This window comes from Pseudoalteromonas sp. SG44-17 (genome assembly GCF_014164235.1).
In the GTDB taxonomy this organism is placed as follows: Bacteria; Pseudomonadota; Gammaproteobacteria; order Enterobacterales; family Alteromonadaceae; genus Pseudoalteromonas; species Pseudoalteromonas rhizosphaerae.
This window is the reverse complement of sequence record NZ_JACJEV010000076.1, coordinates 1-1802: the sequence shown is the minus strand read 5'-3', so window position 1 is coordinate 1802 and position 1802 is coordinate 1. Positions and strand designations below refer to the sequence as shown.

The 1802-nt window shown below is 44.0% G+C and carries 1 protein-coding gene; it reads left to right on the top strand.

Annotated features, from left to right (window positions below):
- Positions 1 to 438: 438 nt before the first annotated feature.
- On the top strand, positions 439 to 1794 hold the full coding sequence (ltrA, locus tag H5182_RS21885) for a group II intron reverse transcriptase/maturase (protein WP_259398343.1): 1356 nt from the start codon (positions 439 to 441) through the stop codon (positions 1792 to 1794).
- Positions 1795 to 1802 lie beyond the last annotated feature (8 nt).

Here is a 1802-nt window from a genome sequence, read left to right as displayed (position 1 = left end):
CTAAATCGCGAGAGATAGTCTGGAGGAAGCCGTTAGCAAATCTGTGAGCTGATGAACAAAAACATCATATGAGGCGTAGGCTGGAGACGAGCTAGCACAAGATAGCGAAGTCATGTGATCTAACGGCCACCGTAAATGATGCAGTTGTGCAGAGAAAGTCGATGCACCTTATTCGGGGAGATCTGATAAACACGCATCCGCGCTAACGCTTGGAGATTACCAGTTAGGGACTGGTTGTTCAACCCTTGGCGCTTTGGTTGCTGCGACCTATATAGCGAGCGAAATAGCAGTAAACAAGCATTAGTTTAGACGCGCTTTATCGAGTAATCGCTAGAGTGATTTATCAGAAGTCAGCAGACGGCATAGTAGCCAAACGCCCATCGTAATAGAGGGGACATGGTGAAGGCCTGAACATCTTAACCAGAGGAGATACTACAAATGAACTTGAATTCACATAGATCACCGTGTTGTGATGGTGATGAACAGCGTTCGACTGTGAATAATACCTCGAATGAATATAACCAAACAGATCGTGACCTGATGGCAATGGTACTAAGCAACCACAATATTGGCGCAGCATGGCAACATGTTAAGCACAATAAAGGGGCTGCGGGTATTGATCATATGAGTATTGAAGAATTTAATCGCTTCGCTAAGTTACATTGGCTGGGTATTAAACAACAATTACTTAACGGCACTTACCAACCATTGCCTGTCAAACGCGTGATGATACCCAAGCCCGATGGCGGTGAGCGAATGCTTGGGATCCCTTCTGTTATCGACAGAGTGATCCAACAAGCCATTGCTCAAGTGATTAGCCCTTACTTTGAGCCTCAATTTTCACCACATAGTTATGGTTATCGTCCTTATAAAAGAGCCAGTCAAGCAGTGAACCATGTTCAATCTTGTGTTAAACAAGGTTATAAAACAGCGATTGATATCGACTTGTCTAAGTTCTTTGATGAAGTAAACCATGACATGCTGATGAATCGTGTTGCCCGTAAAATCAAAGACAAAGCACTCATGCGCCTACTCGGTAAATACCTACGAGCGGGAGTAGCAGAGCGCGAAACAGGTCTGTGGTTTGAGTCAACCAAAGGAGTCCCTCAAGGTGGGCCATTATCCCCTTTACTTTCCAATATTTTACTCGATGAATTAGATAAGAAGCTAACCTACAAACACCTTAAGTTTGCCCGTTACGCTGATGACATAATCATTTTAGTAAAAACCAAAAGCGAAGGACTAATAATCCAACAGGAAATTACTGCGTTCATCACTAAGCGATTAAAACTCAAAGTGAATGAATCGAAAAGTCGGGTCGGTCCAGTATCAGGCTCGAAATTTCTCGGGTTTACCTTCCGCTACGGTCAAGTGCAGATCCACGAACAGGCGCTAAAGAAATTTAAAGCAAATGTCAGGGAGCTCACTAACCGCAACTGGGGAATCTCAATGACCCTACAAATTCATAAACTCACACAGTATTTGCGCGGCTGGGGACACTACTACCTAATAGCCAACGCTTATCAGCTAACGGTGGATTTAGATCACTGGATCCGCCGTAGGATAAGAATGTGCTACTGGCGGCAATGGCGTAAACCTCGCACCAAAGTACGCAGTTTAATGAAATTGGGTGTTAGCGAACGACTCGCCATTGCATGTGGTATCACCAGTAAAGGTCCTTGTAGAAGCTCAAAAACAAAAGGAATTAACATTGCGATAGGCAATGACTATCTAGCGTCACAAGGTTTAGCGTCATTAAGAGATATTTGGATCAATATTCACTACGGGAGATGAACCGCCCA